This is a genomic window from Microbacterium sp. SLBN-111, assembly GCF_049739645.1.
Classification (GTDB): Bacteria; Actinomycetota; Actinomycetes; order Actinomycetales; family Microbacteriaceae; genus Microbacterium.
Window position 1 is genome coordinate 180,013 of sequence record NZ_JBMGQH010000001.1, and the last position, 16,398, is coordinate 196,410.

Annotated in this window: 20 protein-coding genes and 1 pseudogene; 8 read left to right on the forward strand and 13 right to left on the reverse strand. The window is 71.8% G+C overall.

Going from position 1 to position 16,398, the window contains the following annotated elements; genetic code table 11:
* Positions 1–25: 25 nt before the first annotated feature.
* The 3 genes from RKD05_RS00890 to RKD05_RS00900 all read right to left on the reverse strand — a co-directional run bounded on the left by RKD05_RS00890 (position 26) and on the right by RKD05_RS00900 (position 1,184).
* Positions 26–379, reverse strand: a complete 354-nt coding sequence (locus tag RKD05_RS00890) for a hypothetical protein (RefSeq protein WP_424707445.1) — start codon at positions 377–379, stop codon at positions 26–28.
* 74 nt (positions 380–453) lie between these two features.
* Positions 454–633: a hypothetical protein gene (locus tag RKD05_RS00895; RefSeq protein WP_063258062.1), complete on the reverse strand. Its 180-nt coding sequence runs from the start codon at positions 631–633 to the stop codon at positions 454–456.
* The gene (locus tag RKD05_RS00900; protein WP_424707446.1) at positions 630–1,184 is read right to left on the reverse strand and encodes a MarR family winged helix-turn-helix transcriptional regulator; all 555 of its coding nucleotides are present in this window, start codon (positions 1,182–1,184) and stop codon (positions 630–632) included. Before RKD05_RS00900 ends, RKD05_RS00895 begins: the two co-directional genes overlap by 4 nt.
* 115 nt (positions 1,185–1,299) lie before the next feature.
* On the opposite strand from RKD05_RS00900, the gene RKD05_RS00905 reads away from it, so the two are divergent.
* From RKD05_RS00905 to RKD05_RS00915, 3 genes are all read left to right on the forward strand, one after another.
* Positions 1,300–1,668: a hypothetical protein gene (locus RKD05_RS00905; protein ID WP_424707448.1), complete on the forward strand. Its 369-nt coding sequence runs from the start codon at positions 1,300–1,302 to the stop codon at positions 1,666–1,668.
* 1 nt (position 1,669) lies between these two features.
* Positions 1,670–2,014, forward strand: a complete 345-nt coding sequence (locus RKD05_RS00910; protein ID WP_424707449.1) for a hypothetical protein — start codon at positions 1,670–1,672, stop codon at positions 2,012–2,014.
* A gap of 181 nt (positions 2,015–2,195) precedes the next feature.
* Positions 2,196–2,357, forward strand: a complete 162-nt coding sequence (locus tag RKD05_RS00915; protein ID WP_022880282.1) for a hypothetical protein — start codon at positions 2,196–2,198, stop codon at positions 2,355–2,357.
* 62 nt (positions 2,358–2,419) lie between these two features.
* On the opposite strand, the gene RKD05_RS00920 is transcribed toward RKD05_RS00915, so the two are convergent.
* The 3 genes from RKD05_RS00920 to RKD05_RS00930 form a co-directional block, all read right to left on the reverse strand.
* A complete protein-coding gene (locus RKD05_RS00920) occupies positions 2,420–3,895 on the reverse strand; it encodes a phytoene desaturase family protein (RefSeq protein WP_424707451.1) in 1,476 nt (491 codons plus the stop codon).
* A complete protein-coding gene (locus RKD05_RS00925; RefSeq protein ID WP_424707452.1) occupies positions 3,892–4,395 on the reverse strand; it encodes an SRPBCC family protein in 504 nt (167 codons plus the stop codon). The genes RKD05_RS00920 and RKD05_RS00925 overlap by 4 nt, the downstream gene beginning before the upstream one ends.
* A gap of 135 nt (positions 4,396–4,530) precedes the next feature.
* Complete coding sequence (locus tag RKD05_RS00930; protein ID WP_424707453.1) at positions 4,531–5,706, reverse strand: sensor histidine kinase; 1,176 nt, start codon at positions 5,704–5,706, stop codon at positions 4,531–4,533.
* A gap of 110 nt (positions 5,707–5,816) precedes the next feature.
* Between RKD05_RS00930 and RKD05_RS00935 the strand changes: the two genes are divergently transcribed.
* Positions 5,817–6,083, forward strand: coding sequence for a hypothetical protein (locus RKD05_RS00935; protein ID WP_424707454.1), 267 nt, complete (start codon positions 5,817–5,819; stop codon positions 6,081–6,083).
* 60 nt (positions 6,084–6,143) lie between these two features.
* On the opposite strand, the gene RKD05_RS00940 is transcribed toward RKD05_RS00935, so the two are convergent.
* The 4 genes and pseudogenes from RKD05_RS00940 to RKD05_RS00955 all read right to left on the reverse strand — a co-directional run bounded on the left by RKD05_RS00940 (position 6,144) and on the right by RKD05_RS00955 (position 10,235).
* Positions 6,144–7,469 carry a hypothetical protein gene (locus RKD05_RS00940; RefSeq protein ID WP_424707455.1) on the reverse strand — a complete coding sequence of 442 codons (1,326 nt, stop codon included), beginning with the start codon at positions 7,467–7,469 and terminating at the stop codon, positions 6,144–6,146.
* 268 nt (positions 7,470–7,737) lie between these two features.
* The gene (locus RKD05_RS00945; RefSeq protein ID WP_424707456.1) at positions 7,738–8,610 is read right to left on the reverse strand and encodes a CPBP family intramembrane glutamic endopeptidase; all 873 of its coding nucleotides are present in this window, start codon (positions 8,608–8,610) and stop codon (positions 7,738–7,740) included.
* Positions 8,607–9,327 (reverse strand): annotated as a pseudogene (gene trmB, locus RKD05_RS00950) (tRNA (guanosine(46)-N7)-methyltransferase TrmB). The gene RKD05_RS00945 and the pseudogene trmB overlap by 4 nt, the downstream one beginning before the upstream one ends.
* 74 nt (positions 9,328–9,401) lie before the next feature.
* A complete protein-coding gene (locus RKD05_RS00955) occupies positions 9,402–10,235 on the reverse strand; it encodes a DUF3097 domain-containing protein (protein WP_424707457.1) in 834 nt (277 codons plus the stop codon).
* Between the two features lie 123 nt (positions 10,236–10,358).
* On the opposite strand from RKD05_RS00955, the gene RKD05_RS00960 reads away from it, so the two are divergent.
* The 4 genes from RKD05_RS00960 (at position 10,359) to RKD05_RS00975 (ending at position 14,548) form a co-directional block, all read left to right on the forward strand.
* Positions 10,359–12,377: a TPM domain-containing protein gene (locus RKD05_RS00960; protein ID WP_424707459.1), complete on the forward strand. Its 2,019-nt coding sequence runs from the start codon at positions 10,359–10,361 to the stop codon at positions 12,375–12,377.
* Positions 12,378–12,468: 91 nt separating this feature from the next.
* Positions 12,469–13,221: a PspA/IM30 family protein gene (locus tag RKD05_RS00965; RefSeq protein ID WP_063258075.1), complete on the forward strand. Its 753-nt coding sequence runs from the start codon at positions 12,469–12,471 to the stop codon at positions 13,219–13,221.
* A 62-nt stretch (positions 13,222–13,283) separates the two neighbouring features.
* On the forward strand, positions 13,284–14,096 hold the full coding sequence (locus tag RKD05_RS00970; RefSeq protein ID WP_424707461.1) for an arginase family protein: 813 nt from the start codon (positions 13,284–13,286) through the stop codon (positions 14,094–14,096).
* Positions 14,093–14,548, forward strand: coding sequence for a Fe-S oxidoreductase (locus tag RKD05_RS00975; RefSeq protein WP_424707463.1), 456 nt, complete (start codon positions 14,093–14,095; stop codon positions 14,546–14,548). The genes RKD05_RS00970 and RKD05_RS00975 overlap by 4 nt, the downstream gene beginning before the upstream one ends.
* Positions 14,549–14,578: 30 nt before the next feature.
* Here the strand turns inward: RKD05_RS00975 and RKD05_RS00980 are convergent, their stop codons facing one another.
* The 3 genes from RKD05_RS00980 to RKD05_RS00990 form a co-directional block, all read right to left on the reverse strand.
* A complete protein-coding gene (locus tag RKD05_RS00980; RefSeq protein ID WP_424707464.1) occupies positions 14,579–15,043 on the reverse strand; it encodes an SIP domain-containing protein in 465 nt (154 codons plus the stop codon).
* A gap of 67 nt (positions 15,044–15,110) precedes the next feature.
* Entirely contained in the window at positions 15,111–15,821 is a 711-nt protein-coding gene (locus RKD05_RS00985; protein WP_424707466.1) for a tyrosine-protein phosphatase, read from the reverse strand.
* Positions 15,818–16,333 (reverse strand): carboxymuconolactone decarboxylase family protein, encoded by a 516-nt coding sequence (locus tag RKD05_RS00990; protein ID WP_424707467.1) that lies wholly within the window; start codon positions 16,331–16,333, stop codon positions 15,818–15,820. The genes RKD05_RS00985 and RKD05_RS00990 overlap by 4 nt, the downstream gene beginning before the upstream one ends.
* Between the last annotated feature and the right edge of the window lie 65 nt (positions 16,334–16,398).

Consider the following 16,398-nt stretch of genomic DNA (forward strand, 5'->3'; position numbering starts at 1 on the left):
CTCTACGAAAGGGCCGCCGCTCCGGTCAGGCCTGAGTCGGCTGGTCGAAATCCCAGTCGACCGGCTCGTCCTCATCGTCGGACTCCGGCTCCACCAGGCGGAGCGACGAACGCGGGAAGAGACGGTGGTTGCGAAGATCCTCGGCGGACTTGGCGAAGTCGGGCTCCTCGCCCGACCACTCCACCGGCGCGGAGAGCACGTCGTTGCCGACGCCGATCACGAGTTCCGCCTGGGCGACCTTCTTGTCCTCGGTGACGATGGGGATGCTGACGGCCTCCGCCTGTCCCTCCTTCGCCACCGCGGCGGTCAATTCGACGAGCGACGTCGCGACGTCATCGGTGGTGATCACGGTTTCCCCGGCATACGTCACGCATCTCATGGTTCCAGCGTCGCCGGTCCGAGGGGACGCGAGGGGGCGGCTTGCGCGGGCTCGAACGGTGGGATACGCGCGCGTCAATCACGCCGCTGCGCGGACCGGAACATGCGGGCGTCCAATTCGAACCACACGGCGCGCACCGTTTCGAACTCGGCGAACCGTTCGGGAGCCGGTTCGTCGAGACTCAGGCGATAGCCGCGCGGCAGGTCATCCACATGCTGTCCGTCGCGCGGGCCGCCGACGAGCACGTAGATCACGGCGACGCGGGGGATCCGGCGTCGACGGCCACGCCGTCGACCGCATCGCTCATCCGGTGGAGGAAGTTCACGACGACGTCGGACTCTTCCGGCGACATGTCGATCACGGCGGCGAGCATGCGGTCGTGCATGTTGCCGAGGGTCTGGCGGACCTCCGCGTGGGCACGGTCGGTCGCCTGGACGAAGATGCTGCGGCGGTCGTCGGGGTTCGCTACGCGCGTGATGTGACCCGAGCGCTCCAGCCGATCGAGGATGGCGGTCGTGGATGCCGTGGACAGCCCCAGATACCGCGTGAGCTCACCGGGGCGCACCTGTCGGTTCGGCTCGCGCAGAAGGTAGCGCAGGACGAGAAGCTCGTTCTCCCCCATCGACATCGACTCGCGCGTACGACGACGCATGGCGAGCTCGGCCGCCCGATACACGCGAAGGGCCTCGAGGACGGCCTTGCTGCGAACGCGCCGGTCGGCCGGCTCTTCGCCGTACCAGTAGGTGTTCGCGTCGCGAGATTCGCCGGGAGCGAGGCTCGGTGACACCGCACGCATGTCTGTCATGGTGGTGGCCCCTTGCTCTCGATCTGCCGATCATACAACGAAACAAATAGTTCGACAAACTAGTTACTAAGCGAGTATGTTCTTCATACAGCTAAAGCAACGAAGGGAGTTCCTCGTGGGTCACCTCTACTACGGCACCACGCCGGAGCCTGTCCGCATCTCGGACCGTCTCCTCGCGCACATCAAGGTGGTCGTCGCGACCAAGCTCCGCCGCGGCGAGAGCTTCACGCTCAGCTGGACGCACGTCGACGGCACCCCCGGTCGTTCCACCCTGTGGCTGCAGCCCGCGATCGCCCTCCGCTTCGTCTTCGAGAGCGCGGAGCCGGAGCAGCTCCACTCCCCGACGTTGAAGGACATGGCCGACATGGCCAACTCCTCCGCGGGCCTCATCGTGGCGCTCGACGTCGAGATCCCGTCCCCGACCGCACCCGCGCGCGCTTCCGCGCCGGCGCCCCGTCGCACGTCTCTCCGATCGGCGGCGTGACATGTCGATCTCGACGACGGCGGCCTCGCTCGTCCCCCTCGCGGTCCCGCGCGTCCTGTGGGCCAAGGTCGACTCCGGGTTCTGGGTGGCGCACCGCGGCGGCGAGTACTACGGCTGTGTCGACAGCGTGACCGGAGGCTTCGTCGCGCGGGACGCGCACGGCGTTCCGATCGGCCGCTACGACACTCTCGAGAAGGCCAAGGGCTCGCTCCGCTCGACCGAGGACCCGGCCGATGCCGAACGGCGTCGCCGGACCGAACGAGCGACGGTCGTCCTGGCCACCGCGGCCGGCAGTGCTGCCCTCGCGTTCGCCCTGACCGCCGGCGCGCTCGCGCCGTACCTGTGAGCGCCGCCCCGATCGTCGACCTCCGCGACGAGGCCGACGACATCGAGGATGCCGCCCGCGCGGAGTTCGCGGAACGCTACGGCGTCGCCCCGATCTGACCGCGCCACCCCCTGGACAGCGCTCGGACGCTGTGGAACCGTCGCCCGCGTCGCCACGATCGGCGCTCGACGAAGGGATTCCCATGACCGACCACACCGCATCCGACCGTCCCGACGACGGCGCGGCTCCCGACCCCGACTCGAACGGCGCGGGGTCGGAGTCGCCCGACGAGGGCGCCGCAGCACAGCAGGACGCCGACGAATCCGCCGACACCGACGCGTCGCCCGGTGGCGAGATCGGCTGACCGAGCGCCCGCTCGGCCGTGCGCGTGCGCGTGCGCGTGCGCGCCGCACGGCCGGGCGCGGATCAGACCGGCGCGAGCTGGTCCGGGCGCGGGCTGAGATCCGGACGCAGGCGCGTCCCGAACTCGTGCCGCAGAGCGCTGAGCGCTGCCTGCCACCCCGCGAGGCCGTGCACACCCGGACCGGGGCTCGTCGACGCCGAGCACAGGTAGATCCCGGGCAGCGGCGTCCGCCACGGGTCGGGGCTGTAGACCGGGCGGCCGACGAGCTGCAGGAGGGACGGCGCCCCGGCCGAGATGTCGCCCCCGGGGAAGTTCGTGTTCCACGTCGCGATGTCCGTCGCCGTCCGCGACGACGTGGCGAGGATCGTGTCCCGGAATCCCGGGGCGAACCGTTCGATCTGCGCGATCACGGCCTCTTCCCGGTCCACCGTGCTCCCGGTGGGAACATGAGTGTAGGCCCACAGCACGTGGCGCCCCTCGGGCGCGCGCGTGGCGTCGAAGAGCGACGGCTGCGAGACGAGCACGTACGGAGCGTCCGGGATCTCGCCCCGCACCACCGCGTTCTCGGCGGCGGCGATCTCGGCGCGGGTACCGCCGACGTGCACCGTGCCCGACCGTGCGACGTCCGGATCGGCCCACGGCACCGGCGCGGACAGCGCGAAGTCGATCTTCGCCACCCCGCCGCCGTAGCGGAAGCGTTCCATCGCGCGGCGGTAGGCCCACGGCATCCGATCTCCCACCAGTCCGACGAGCGTTCGCGGCGTGACGTCCAGGAGCACCGCACGGGCCGGAGGGAGTTGACGGAGGTCCGCGACGTCGACGCCGGTGTGCACGACACCCCCGTGCGCGCGGAAGTCGGCGATCATGGCGTCGGCGATCGACTGACTGCCGCCGACCGGGATCGGCCAGCCGCGCGCGTGGGCGTAGGTCGCGAGCACGAGACCCGCTCCCGCCGCGGCGAGACCGGGCTGCGCGAGGATCGAATGCGCCGAGATCCCCGTGATCATCGACGGTGCGACGTCTTCCCGGAATCGCGCGTTCCACCAGGGCCCGCCCTGTTCGAGGGACCGGATGCCGAAGTAGAACGCCGCGAGCGGGTCGCCGGGGATGCGGAGCAGGGCGTTGCCGGTGAAGTCCGCGACTCCGCGGACGTGGGACACGAGCGGCTTCATGAGCCGCGCGTAGGCTGCCCCGTCGCGTCCGATGGCCTCCGCCGCGCGCTCGAGGTCGCGGTACCCCAGCCCGGCCCGACCCCCGTCGAGCGGGTGCGCGAACGACACCTCCGGGAGGACGAACGGCACGCGACGGTCGAGCCCGAATTCGCGGAAGAACCAGGACTCCAGCGCGAGAGGGTGCACCGCCGACCCCAGATCGTGTCGAAACCCCGGGAGCGTGAGCTCCCCGGTCGCGGCGGCGCCGCCGAGCGACGTCTGCCGCTCGTACAGCGCGACGGAGAGCCCGGCGCGGGCGAGGGTGACCGCCGCCGCGAGGCCGTTGGGCCCCGAGCCGACGATGATCGCGTCGTACCGTTCGCTCATCGCTGGATCGGCTCCTTCTCCGCGGTCGAGGCCTGTCCGATCGCCGCCGCGCCACCCGTGGTCCCGGGCGCCCCGCCCTCGGCGAGGTACGCGAGACGGTGCAGCGTCTCGGCGTTGCGCCACCGTGTGATCGCGTCGAAGACGACGTCGGGAAGAAGCTTCGTCGGGCCGGTCACGGGCTCCTCCTGGAGTCGGACGACGCATCCGTCGCCCCGGCGCTTGACGTCGATCGCCACGCGCGCGATGCCGATCGGGCCCCCGTGCGGTTCGAGGACCGCTCGGCGCGGCGGATCCCACACGCGCAGGACCGTCGTGTCGTTGACGAGCGCGGGCCACGAGCCGAAGGAGTGGTGCAGCTCCGCGCCCTCGCGCGGCCACTCCTCCGACACGTCGCGCATGCGCGATGCCCCGACCACCCACAGCGGGTAGAGCCAGCCGTTCGCGAGCACGTCGAAAACGGCCTCGGGCGGGCAGTGGAGCAGGCGGACGTTGCGCGCCATCGGGAACACCTCCGGGTCGCCGGGCGGGGAGGCACGGCCGGGGGCCCGGACTCCCGACCGGATGACGTCCACGTTACGGGCGCGAGCCGTACCGGAGCACGGTGGTTGCGCGGGCGCACACGGACCGTTAGGCGCTCAGACGGCCGCGGGGAGCACGACCCACGCCCGCGTGCCGCCCGCGGGCGACTCGTCCAGTCCGATGTGACCGCCGTGCGCCTGCGCGATGCGCCGGCAGGTGGCCAGTCCGATCCCGATGCCCTGCACCTCGGCGTCGTGTCCGCGCTGCATCGGCTCGAACATCCGGTCGCGCAGCGCCGGGTCGACCGCGTCGCCGTTGTCGTCCACGAGGAGGCGCCACCCGTCGGGCATCTCCTGGACGGTCACGAAGACCCGTGGCGTGCGCCCGGCAGCCACCGTGAACTTCACGGCATTGGCGATGAGGTTCTGCAGCAGCACGCGCAGCAGCGTGTCGTCCGCGCGGACGAACATCGAGGCATCCACGATCACTTCCGCACCGGCGCCCACCACGGCGCCGTCCAGGTCCTCGAGCACCTCGTCGACGATCTCGCCGACGTCGACGCGGGTGAAGCGCGGGCGGGCGCCACCCACGCGGGCGAAGTCGAGGAGGTCGGTGACCATGGACGTCATGCGCGCGGCCGCGGACTCGGCGCGGGCGAGGGAGCGCGCGGCCCGCGGGGCGTCCACCATTTCGGGGCTGTCGGCGGCGAGCTCGAGGAACCCCGACAGGGCCGTCAGGGGGTTCCGGAGGTCGTGACTCACCTGCGCCGCGAACTGCTCGAGCTGCGAGTTCGACTCCGCGAGATCGCGCGTCAACCGGCGCAGCTCGAGCACGTCGATCACCTGGTGCGCGAGGAGATCGAGGGCCCGAGCGCTGGCATCCGAGAGCTGTCCGACCTCGTCGTCGAAGACGCACAGCGTACCGATCGCGACGCCCGACGGCGTGATGAGCGGGCTGGAGGCGTAGAACCGCACCGACGCGATGACCCCCGTGACGAAGGCGTTGTCGCGGAAGCGCGCGTCCTCGCGCGCATCGGGCACGACCACGCGCCGCGGATCGACGAGGACCGCGGCGCACATCGAGTCCTCGATGGAGCAGGATGCCGCCTGCACGCCGACGGCCGCCACCTGGTGCTGCGCGCGGTCGTCGATGATGTTGATGACCGCGGTGGAGACTCCGCACACGGTCGCCGCGAGCTCCACGAGGCCCTGCAGATCGGGTTCGGGGAGCGCACCGACGATGCGGTACTGGTCGATGGCTGCGCGGCGCGTCACCTCGTGAGCTGTGGACACGGCACTCCCTCGCGTTTGTCCCCGCGACGAGCCTAACGGCACGGCTACACCCTCCGGCCCTCGATCGGTAGGCCCTCGCGAAGTGCTCGTCCACCGCGAACGCTGGAGGCATGACTCTCTCCACCCCGGAACCCCTGGACCCGCCCACCGCTCCCGACGCCCCCGTCACCCCCGACGAACCGTCGCCCGGCATCCCCGCCGAACCGCTGGCACCGACTCCCGACGAGCCGACGGTCCCCCTCCCGCCCGAGCCCTCGCCCGACCCGTCCGGCGCCGACGCGGTCGACGGTCCGACCGGGACCGCCGAACCCGAGGCGGACAACGCCGCCGAACAGGACATGGTGGATGCCATCGACCCGGGCGGCCGTCCGGACTGACGCGCCGGAACGCGAGAGGGCGAGCGCATCAGCGCCCGCCCTCTCGTCATTTCCGCGCGATCAGGGGTTGCCGCGCGTCCAGAGCAGGAGGATCGCCACGGCCTGGAGGACGAGGCATCCCACCAGGATCGCCGTCCGCCGCCGCGGCGTGGACGACCACCGGTCGTCGGCCAGGATCGGGGCCATCGGCATGAGCAGACGGAACGTGCTCTGCTGCGGCAGGAACACCGCGAAGATGTACACGCCGTAGCTGAAGATGTACGAGACCACGATCAGCCCCAGGCGGCGAACCGGACGCGACCACATCAGCGCCACGAAGGCGACGAGAAGCGCGATCACCAGGATGATGCCGACGACACCGAGGTGCGTGCCCGCCTGACGGAACCACGGGGTGAAGGGGACGAAGCCGTCGTTGCCGACGTAGTCCAGCCACCAGCCCAACTCGGTGCGGATGTAGGCGTTCTTCGTGCCCGTGACTTCCTGGGCGATGTGGCTCCACGACAGACCCGCGACCGCGATCGTCAGGCCCGCGGCCATCAGGGACGCCCACTCGCGCACGGGGAACGGGTCGACGCGGCGGCGGAAGAACCGCACGAGGAACAGGATGCCGAGCGCAAGCCCGAGCGCGAGGACGCCGGGGCGCGTGTACGCGGCGATCAGTCCGAGCGGCAGGATCCACAGGTACTTGCGCTTGATTGCGAGGAGCATGCCGCTGAAGACCAGCAGCATGAACAGACCCTCGCTGTAGCCCAGGACGAACAGGAACGACATCGGGGCGAAGGAGAAGAAGACCACCGACCACCAGGCGGCGCGCGGCTTGGTCACGGTGCGGAGCAGCACGAACAGCACCCACGTGGCACCGAGGCCCGCCGCGAGACTGATCAGCACCGCGACCGGCTGCCAGCCGAGGCCCGTCGCGCCGGAGAGGAAGCGCACGAGGTAGGGGAAGACGGGGAGGAACGCCCAGTTGTTCGGGAGGATGTCGCCCGAGACGTTCATCGGCAGCGACATGGGGTAGCCCTGCGCCGCGATCTGGCCGTAGCGATCGGCATCCCACCCGGTGAGGTAGTCGAAGAACGTGCCGAGACGCTCGCCGTCGGGACCGAAGCCCCAGCGCGCGGCCTTGGCGATCGAGTAGAAGCCCCAGAGGAGACCGAAGTTCACCGTACGGGCGATGGCCCACAGCAGCAGCACACGCGTGAAGGAACCGCGCTCGATGGGCTGCACGCCCTGCGGAGCGCGCAGCACGTCTTCGCCGTACTGGCGCAGCGCGCGCGCGAAACGCGAGTCGAGGAGACGCCGCCCGCGGTCGCGCAGCGGCGCGAGGCGATCGTCGGTGGGGGCCGGTCGGACCGTGGGGACCAGCTCGCTCGGCGGTGCGCTCACTCGGAACCTTTCACACAGGGAGGAAGAAGTGGGCTACTGACGACGGTGTCCGGCCCGGACAAGTGCATTGGCCCAAATCGTACCGGATGCCGTCAACCCGTCTTCCCGGTTGACATTCAGGAAATGGCCTGGTCAGTGGCCCCGTGGCGGCGCCCGTGCTGCCCCCACCCCCACGCGATAAACGCGATTCACGGGGAGAAACGTCGTCCCGACCCGTTTCCTGCCAGGGATCGCGTTTATCGGTGGGGGAACCCTCGCGCGGGCGCCGTCAGAGCAGGAACGGCGACGGGGAACCGGGGTTGTGCGCGTGCACCAGGACGCCGAAGACCACGGCGTCGAACAGCAGGTGCACCGTGACGATGTAGCCGAGCGAGCGGGTGCGCAGGAAGAGGAAACCCTGGACCAGGGCGAACGGGATCGTCAGCACCGGCCCCCACGCCTGGTAGCCCAGCTCCCACAGGAACGACACGAACACGACCGCCTGCAGAACGTTCGCGGTGAGGTCGGGAAGGTGGCGGCGGAGCAGCACGAACACGGTGCAGACGAAGAAGAGCTCGTCCCAGATGCCGACCGCGCCGACGCCGACGAACAGCCGGCCGATGAGCGACGGGGTGTCGACCACGGGCCAGTTCGTGTACACGCCCGAGGTGATGAAGTAGAACGGCAGGATCAGCCAGCCGAGGACCAGCACTCCTCCCAGCCACGCCCACTGCCACCACGTCCAGCGGCCTCCGCCGCGCCAGGGAAAGCCGATCGCGCGGTCGCGGAACACGAACCGCGAGATCACGTAGGGCAGCACGACCGCGCCGCCGAGGCCGAGGGTGAACCGCACGAACGCGGCGTCGTCGAGTTCGGCCTTCAGCGGGATGAGGCTCACCACGAACTGGCCCAGCGCGACCAGGAACACGTCGCGCGCGACGCTCGGCCGGGGCGTGGCATCCCGATCCGGCACGATCGGCGTCCCCGCGCGTCGGTCGACGAGCACCGCGGATGCCACGGCCACCGCCAGCACGATCCACCCGAGCCACACGATCTGGGCGACGAACAGCACGGGAGCGGCGAGACACACGAACGCCGTCGGCACGAGCGCGGACGTCCACGTGCGGCGGACGCGCTCGGGCGGGGCGGCGTGCGCGGTCACGGCGCGAGGCGCGTGTAGGCGAGGTCGCGGATGTCGCGGCCGACCCGGATCCCCTTGCGCTCGAAAGCGGTCAGGACGCGGCCGTCGAAGCGGTCGGCCCACTCCCCCGCGAACGCGCGCGCGAAGTCGGGCGCGGCGTCGAGGACCGCGCGCATCTGATCGGCGTAGTCCTGCCAGTCGGTGGCGAGCCGCAGCGTTCCGCCGGGCCGCAGCGCCTGCGCGGCGATGCGCGCGAACTCGGGCGCGACCAGGCGGCGCTTCGTGTGCTTCTTCTTGTGCCACGGATCGGGGAAGAACACCCACAGTTCGTCGACGGATGCCGCCGGGAGCAGGTGCTCGAGCACCTCGGGGGCGTTGGCCTCGACGAGCCGCAGGTTGCGGGCGCCCCGCGCGGTCGGCATCGAGCATCGTGCGCGCGATACCGGCCGAGAACACCTCCACGGCGAGGAAATCCGCGTCGGGCCGCGACGACGCGGCCGCGACGATCTGGTGGCCCTGGCCCGAGCCGATCTCGACGATCAGCGGAGCCCGGCGCCCGTAGACCTCGGCGGGGTCGACGGCCGAGCCGGGCCGGACACTGGTGGCCGCGGCATCCCGTTCCACCGGCAGGAGGTAGAACGGCGAGAGCTCGGCCCACGCGCGATCCTGCGCCTCGGACATCCGACCGCTGCGGCGCACGAACGACACCGGACGGTCGCGGTACACGGGCGTCTCCATAGCATCCAGGGTAGGCGAGGCCCCGTCGGGTCCGCCCTGCTCGTCGCGCGACTGCTCGCGCGGCTTCCGGCCGCTCACGGGACGGTCACGAAGTCGATGAGTTCCTCGACCCGGCCGAGCAGAGCCGGCTCCAGGTCGCGGAAGGTCGTCACGCGCGACAGGATGTGCTGCCACGCCCGGGCGAGGTCGGCCTGCTCCTCAGCCGGCCAGCCGAGAGCGCGGCAGACCCCGACCTTCCACTCGATGTCGCGCGGCACCTCGGGCCACGCGGCGATCCCGAGCGCGCGGGGGGTGACGCACTGCCACACGTCCACGAACGGGTGGCCGACGATGCGCACGTGGGCGCCGTGGCGGCCCCGCGCGATCTTCTCCGCGATGCGCGACTCCTTCGAGTTCGGCACGAGGTGGTCCACGAGCACGCCGTACCGGCGTTCGGCCGTCGGGGGCTCGGCATCCAGGGTCTGCTCGAGGAGGTCGACGCCCTCGAGGAACTCGACGACCACCCCCTCGGCGCGGAGGTCCGCGCCCCACACCTTCTCGACGAGCTCCGCGTCGTGCTTGCCCTCGACGAAGATCCGGCTCGCGCGTGCCGTGCGGGCGCGCTGGTCCGAGGCGGCGAACGACCCGGAGGCCGTCCGTGTGCGTCCCTTCGGCGCCGCCGCGGGCGCGACGAGCACGACGGGCTCGCCGTCGACGAGGAACCCGCCGCCCAGCGGGAAGAGCCGACGCTTGCCGAGGCGGTCCTCCAGCTCGACGTGCATGCCTTCGAGACGGGTCACCGCTCCGCAGAATCCGTCGCCGGCGACCTCGACGACGAGATCGACGGATGCCGCGACCTGGGCGGCCTTCTTCCGACCGGCGTCGCGCCAGCCGCGCGCGAGCACGTCGGTGCCGTAACGATCGTCCATGGGGGTACCTCCGAACGCCCGAGCCTATGCGCCGCGCCCGTGCGCTCAGGGCGGACGCGCCGAGCCTTCCCGGGTGTCCGAGGGGCTTTATAGAGTGGGGGCCTCAGCGCCGAAGGGGGATGCATGCGAAAGCCGAAGGCGGCGTCGATCATTGCGGGTCTGGTGGTCGCGGCGGTGTCCGTCCTCGGTCTGGCCGCACCGGCGTGGGCCGTGCCGCCTCCTCCGCTCGGGTCCAGCTACGTCCTCGACCAGGCCGACGTGCTGACGAACGGGCAGGAGGCGGAGGTGCAGTCGCGGATGCTGCGCCTCGCGGAGCAGACCGGGCTCGACATGTGGGTCGTCTTCGTCGACGACTTCACCGAACCGACGGCCGCGGCGGACTGGGCGAACGAGACGGCGAACCGCAACAACCTCGGCCCCCACCAGTACCTGTTGGCGGTGTCCGTGCAGGGGCGGGCGTACTACCTCTCCGGGAACGTGGATGCCGGAGCCCTTACGGCGGACCAGCTCACCGCCATCGAGCAGGAGCGCATCCAACCGGCCCTCTCAGCCGGGGACTACGCCGGGGCCGCAGAAGCGGCGGCGACGGGGATCACCGCGGCCGCCCAGGCCACGAAGCCGACGCCGCCCACCCCGGCCGGCAGCGGACCCGACGTCGCGCTGATCGCGCTCGTGGTGTTCCTCGTGCTGGCCCTGGGCGGCGGGTTGCTGTGGCTGTTCCTCCGACGCCGCCGCGCGACCGCGAAGACGGCCCCCGCCGAGAGCACCGATGACCTCGCGCGCCGCGCCGGGTCCGCGCTCGTCGCGACGGACGACGCCCTCAAGACCAGCGAGCAGGAGCTCGGATTCGCGCGCGCCCAGTTCGGCGATGCGGCCGCCGCGCCGTACGCCGAGGCGCTCGCCCAGGCGAAGGCCGACCTCGACCGCGCCTTCACGATCCAGCAGCAGCTCGACGACGACGTCCCCGAGACCGAGGACCAGCGACGCGCCGGATACACCGAGATCCTCCACCTGTGCGGCTCGGCGGACGAAGCCCTGGATGCCAAGGCCGCCGCGTTCGACGAGCTCCGCGCCCTGGAGGCCGACGCTCCGGCCGCGCTGGCCCGTGCGCGCGAGCGGCAGGCCGCTGCGACGGCCGCCCTCGAGGGCGCGGCGAGCGCTCTGGCAGCCCTCGGCGAGAGGTACGCCGACGACGCCCTGCGATCGATCGCCGACAACCCGAGCCAGGCACGGGCGCGCCTCGACGTGGCGACGCAGCAGTTCGCCGCGGCCGATCAGGCGATAGCCGCGGGTTCGACGGGTGAGGCCGCGGTCGCCATCCGCACGGGCGAGGCCGCCGTCGCCCAGGCGGAAGTGCTCGAGAAGGCCATTCCGTCGCTCGCGACCGATCTCGCGGCCGCCGAGCAGCGCGCCGCGGATCTGATCGCCGAGATCGAGGGCGATCTCGCCGCCGCCGCGGCCCTCCCCGACGCGGACGGCCGCATCGCCGGCGCGGTCGCGACCGCACGGGCGCAGCTCGACGCCGGCCGCGCAGCGCTCGCCCCGCCCAGGACGTCTCCACTCCAGGCGCTGGCCGCGCTCGAGCAGGGCAACACCGCGATCGACGCCGTGCTCGGCGCCGCGCGCGATGAGGCGGAGCGGCGTCAGCGCGCGGAGTCGCAGCTCGACGGCGTTCTCGTGCAGGCCCGGGCGCAGGTGTCCGCCACCGAGGACTTCATCTCCGCGCGTCGCGGCGCCGTCGGGCCGACCGCGCGGACGCGGCTGGCCGAAGCCGGCGCCGCGCTCGTGCAGGCCGAGCAGCTGCGAGCCGCCGACCCCGCGGCCGCACTGCAGTCGGCCCAGCGCGCCGCGACCCTGGCCGGGCAGGCCGCGTCGCTGGCGCAGAACGACGTCGGCGCGTTCGGCGGCGGAAGCGGCGGAGGCGGAGGCGACATGATGGGCGCCATCCTCGGCGGCATCGCCGTCAACGCGCTCCTCGGCGGATCGCGATCGCGTGGAGGCTTCGGCGGGGGCGGGTTGGGAGGTCTGGGCGGAATGCTCGGCGGCGGCGGCTTCGGTGGCGGAGGCGGCGGATCGCGCGGGCGCTCGGGCGGCTTCTCGTCCGGCGGCTCACGCTCTCGCGCGGGAGGGGGTCGCTTCTGAAGCTCCTCCCCCGACTTCCCCGGGTCGTCACAGAAAACTCGTAGAAACCGGCACCAGACTCGACAGGGTCGCCTCAGGAAGGAAATCCCGCATGGCCAAGCAGTCCATCTTCGGTCGGATCTCGACCCTCGTCCGCGCGAACATCAATGCGCTCCTCGACCAGGCCGAGGACCCGCAGAAGATGCTCGATCAGCTCGTTCGCGACTACTCCAACTCGATCGCCGACGCCGAGTCCGCGATCGCCGAGACCATCGGCAATCTGCGCTTGCTCGAGCGCGACCACCAGGAAGACGTCCAGGCCGCCGCGGAGTGGGGCAACAAGGCGCTCGCCGCGAGCCGCAAGGGCGACGAACTGCGCGCCGCCGGCAACGCGAGCGAGGCCGACAAGTTCGACAACCTCGCCAAGATCGCGCTGCAGCGCCAGATCACCGCCGAGACCGAGGCCAAGGCCGCCGAGCCCACGATCGCGTCGCAGACCGAGGTCGTCGACAAGCTCAAGGACGGCCTCAACGGCATGAAGACCAAGCTCGAGCAGCTGAAGTCGAAGCGCAGCGAGCTCCTCGCCCGCGCCAAGGTCGCCGAGGCCCAGAACAAGGTCCACGACGCCGTGAAGTCGATCGACGTCCTCGACCCGACGAGCGAACTCGGGCGTTTCGAGGACAAGATCCGCCGCGAGGAGGCCCTCGCGGCCGGCAAGCAGGAACTGGCCGCGTCCAGCATCGACGCGCAGTTCAACGCGCTCGAGGACGTGGGCGAGCTCACCGAGGTCGAGGCGCGTCTGGCCGCGCTGAAGACCGGCGGCCCGCAGCGCGCCGCGATCGACGCTCCCAGCACCGACATCTGATCACCCCCGGAGCGCACCGCCGTCCGGCGGTGCGCTCCTCCCTTCCTTCCGACAGGCAGGCCATGACGCGTTTCGTGATCGCCCCGCAGTGGCAGGGCTCGTCGTCCTCGCGCGCGATGCAGCTGATCGACGGGGCCGAAGCCATCGCCGGCGACCTGCCGCGCGCCGCAACGACCTTCTTGGAGGCCCCGCGCGAGGCCGGCGATTCCCAGGGCAGCGGCATCCACCGCTTGAGCGCCGTCGTGCGCATGCGCGAGCGCATCGAGGAGGCCGTCCGCGCGAGCTCCGAGCCCGTCGTGACGATCGGGGGCGACTGCGGCGTCGCGCTGGGCGCGGTGTCCGCGATCGCCGGTGACGACCTCGCCCTCGTGTGGATCGACGCGCATCCCGACCTCAACGTCGCCGCGTCCTCCCCCAGCGGCGCCTTCACCGGAATGGTGCTGCGCAGCATCCTCGGTGAGGGAGAGCCGGTCGTCCGCCTCACCCCGGGCATCGACCCGGGCCGCGTCGTGCTCGCCGGCACCCGGGCCTGGGATGCCGAGGAGGAGCGGTTCGTGCAGGAGCACGGCATCCGCACGGTCGGCGTGACAGATCTCGCCGACCCCGAGGCGTTGGCCGAGGCCGTCGCCGCGACGGGCGCCTCCCGCGTCTTCGTCCACATCGACCTCGACGTCCTGGATCCGTCGGAGATCACGGGCGTCGCGAGCCCCGTGCCTTTCGGTGTCACGGCGGCCGAGATCGTGGCATCCCTCCGCCGTCTTCGCGAGCGGGTGCCCCTCGCGGGCGCCACGATCTCGGAGTTCTTCCCGTCGTCTCCGGCCGCGGCGGTCGACGACCTCGGCACGATCCTTCGGCTGATCGGCGCGCTCGCGTGAGCCCGATCCCCCGTCCGCCCGCCGGGTGGCGCGAGCGCGCCGACCGCGCGGTCGCCCGAGGCCGCCGCTTCGACCGCTTCATCCCGTCGGTGCTGCTGGACTCCCCCGTCAGCCGCGTCGGGTTCTGGTACGGCCGCACGGTCGGCTGGGTCTGGGGCTCGCTGTGGAGCACCGGGCGCATCGAGCGCCGCAACGGCCTCTGGGTCTTCCGCGGGCTCCCGTCGTGGGCGTTCCCGCGCGGCGGGGTGTGCGTCGGCGACTGCTTCCTGACCGGTGACGTGCCCCCGAGCGACGCCGTCCTCGGGCACGAGGCCGTGCACGCGCGCCAGTGGCGCCGCTACGGCTTCCTCATGCCGGTGCTGTACCTCTTCGCGGGGCGGGATCCGCTGCGAAACCGCTTCGAGATCGAAGCCGGGCTGGTCGAGGGGAACTACGTCCCGCGCGGAGCGTGAAACGCGGGCCGCGCGTCGCGGCGCAGGACCTCAGCGGGCGGTAGCGAGACCGAAGCGCTCCGGCGTGTGGATCGCGGCTGCGTCGACGCCGTGACGCGACGTGAGGTCGTCGACGATCTCCGCCGTTCCGAGGTACCCGCCGGTCAGGAAGATGCGGGTGGCGTCATCGTCGCAGCACAGCATCTCGCCGGCCCACCCCGAGACGGCCCGCGTCAGAGCCTGACCGGGCGCGCACGCCCGACCCGTGCCGGGAGCCCCCGCACGACGCGAGCGGTCAAGCCAGGTCACCGTCATCCGCGCCGGCGCCGAGATCGTGGTGATCCACGACGCGTCGGGGACCTCCACGAAGATGCGGCCGGTCGAGCAGATCGGCAGCGTCGCCAGGAGCGCCTCCATCTCGGCGAGCGACGTCTCGTCGGCCGTGATGAGGTGCTGCACGCGCGTGTGGCGCGAGGAGCGGCAGGCGGTGGTGTTGTGCTCGGCGGAGGTGGACATGATGGCATCCACTATACCCGCGATGAAGGGTTGCCTAACCTGTGTAGAGCCCCTGGAGGCGCGGCCGTCACTCGATGAGCGCGGCTCGCAGTCGATCGAGTTCGACCTCGGTCAGACCGTGCGTCCGCAGGAAGTCGGCGGGCGAACCGTACCTCGCGTCGAGTCGTTCGAGCAGCGCCCGCATGACGGGTGCCGGAGAGCGGGTGGCCAGCTCCTCGGCGTGCCGGATCTCGGGATGCAGCGACCGGATGCCGGCCACCACCCGACGATTGCGTTCTGCGGGGAGGAGCCCCTCGGTGCGGGCGTAGTCCTCCACCACGGCGTCCCGGTCCACCCCGGCGGCGGCGAGCGCGATCGCGACCGTGACGCCGGTGCGGTCCTTGCCGACGGTGCAGTGGATGAGCACGGGCTGCGCGCCCGCGATCTGGCGCACGGCGTCGACGATGCGGTCCGCGGAACCCTCGACGAGCTCGTCGTACAGTTCGCCCAGACTCACGTCCCGCTCGAAGAACGACTCGACCGACCCCAGGAACAGGGGAACCCGTCGCACCTCGACGTCGAGGCCGTCGAGCCGGCTGGGTTCCCACCTCACCTCGTCGTCGTCACGGAGGTCGACGATGCGCCGCAGGCCGAGGCCGTCGAGCGTGCGCAGTCCGGCGTCGTCGACGCGCACGAGGTTGCCGGAGCGGTAGAGCACCCCCGAACGCGTGCGTCCCTCGCCGGCGGGCAGTCCGCCGACGTCGCGGAAGTTCAGCGCACCCGAGACGAGCGAGGTCACGCGCTCCGCCCGTCCCCCGGCGCCACCGGCGATGGCGCGGCACCGGCGCCGCCGCGCGGCGGCACCGGGTACCGCCCGGCGATCGCGACGCGGTTGAAGGCGTTGATGGCCACGAGGATCCAGCTCAGCGCGACGTACTCCGCTTCACTCAGGATGCCGCCCGCCCGGTCGTACACCTCGTCGGGGATGCCGTCCTCGTGGATGAACGTGAAGGACTCGGTGAGTTCGAGCGCCGCGCGCTCCCGCTCGTCGAACACCCCCGACTCGCGCCAGGTCGCGATCTGCGCGATGGTGTCGGCATCCACCCCCGCCGCCACCGCCCCGTCCACGTGGACGCGGACGCAATACGCGCAGCCGTTGAGCTGCGACGCGTGGATCTGCACGATCTCGCGGAGCCGCGCGTCGATGCCCGCGGCGGCCGCGACGCCCCCGACGGCCTTCGAGAACGACCGCAGCGCGGCATACGCCTCGGGAGCCTTCTTCGACAGGTGCACGCGTCGTTCCTCGCTCATGCGGACAGCCTAGGGCGGTCCTCGGACGCCGGGCCGGGCGGCATCCGAATCCCGGAGGGTCCCGT

What these genes read in the sequence shown, in the direction of transcription:
- RKD05_RS00890 (WP_424707445.1), bottom strand. Translation starts at nt 379, where the DNA reads ATGAGATGCGTGACGTATGCCGGGGAAACCGTGATCACCACCGATGAC.
- RKD05_RS00900 (WP_424707446.1), bottom strand. Translation starts at nt 1,184, where the DNA reads ATGACAGACATGCGTGCGGTGTCACCGAGCCTCGCTCCCGGCGAATCT.
- RKD05_RS00910 (WP_424707449.1), top strand. Translation starts at nt 1,670, where the DNA reads ATGTCGATCTCGACGACGGCGGCCTCGCTCGTCCCCCTCGCGGTCCCG.
- RKD05_RS00915 (WP_022880282.1), top strand. Translation starts at nt 2,196, where the DNA reads ATGACCGACCACACCGCATCCGACCGTCCCGACGACGGCGCGGCTCCC.
- RKD05_RS00920 (WP_424707451.1), bottom strand. Translation starts at nt 3,895, where the DNA reads ATGAGCGAACGGTACGACGCGATCATCGTCGGCTCGGGGCCCAACGGC.
- RKD05_RS00925 (WP_424707452.1), bottom strand. Translation starts at nt 4,395, where the DNA reads ATGGCGCGCAACGTCCGCCTGCTCCACTGCCCGCCCGAGGCCGTTTTC.
- RKD05_RS00935 (WP_424707454.1), top strand. Translation starts at nt 5,817, where the DNA reads ATGACTCTCTCCACCCCGGAACCCCTGGACCCGCCCACCGCTCCCGAC.
- RKD05_RS00955 (WP_424707457.1), bottom strand. Translation starts at nt 10,235, where the DNA reads ATGGACGATCGTTACGGCACCGACGTGCTCGCGCGCGGCTGGCGCGAC.
- RKD05_RS00960 (WP_424707459.1), top strand. Translation starts at nt 10,359, where the DNA reads ATGCGAAAGCCGAAGGCGGCGTCGATCATTGCGGGTCTGGTGGTCGCG.
- RKD05_RS00965 (WP_063258075.1), top strand. Translation starts at nt 12,469, where the DNA reads ATGGCCAAGCAGTCCATCTTCGGTCGGATCTCGACCCTCGTCCGCGCG.
- RKD05_RS00970 (WP_424707461.1), top strand. Translation starts at nt 13,284, where the DNA reads ATGACGCGTTTCGTGATCGCCCCGCAGTGGCAGGGCTCGTCGTCCTCG.
- RKD05_RS00980 (WP_424707464.1), bottom strand. Translation starts at nt 15,043, where the DNA reads ATGTCCACCTCCGCCGAGCACAACACCACCGCCTGCCGCTCCTCGCGC.
- RKD05_RS00990 (WP_424707467.1), bottom strand. Translation starts at nt 16,333, where the DNA reads ATGAGCGAGGAACGACGCGTGCACCTGTCGAAGAAGGCTCCCGAGGCG.